This window comes from Streptomyces sp. WM6378, assembly GCF_001279695.1.
Lineage (GTDB): Bacteria > Actinomycetota > Actinomycetes > Streptomycetales > Streptomycetaceae > Streptomyces.
This window is the reverse complement of the sequence record NZ_LGDD01000262.1, coordinates 1-229: the sequence shown is the minus strand read 5'-3', so window position 1 is coordinate 229 and position 229 is coordinate 1. Positions and strand designations below refer to the sequence as shown.

Below are 229 nucleotides of genomic sequence, written 5' to 3'. Positions count from 1 at the left end.
CCGCTCGGCCGCGTAGTACGGGTGCATCAGCTCGGCCTTGTACTCCTTGACCATCCGTGCCCGCATCGCCTCCGAATCGTCGGCCTCCGCGATCTGACGACGGAAGATCACGCTCGCCGCGCCCTCCGCGCCCATCACCGCGATCTCGTTCGTCGGCCAGGCGTAGGTCAGGTCGGCGCCGATGGACTGGGAGTCCATGACGATGTAGGCGCCGCCGTAGGCCTTGCGC

At 68.1% G+C, this 229-nt stretch carries 1 protein-coding gene; it reads right to left on the bottom strand.

What is annotated here, in order from left to right:
* The coding region (locus ADK54_RS20510) for a carboxyl transferase domain-containing protein (RefSeq protein ID WP_324610185.1) at nt 1–229 on the bottom strand (229 nt) is incomplete at both ends.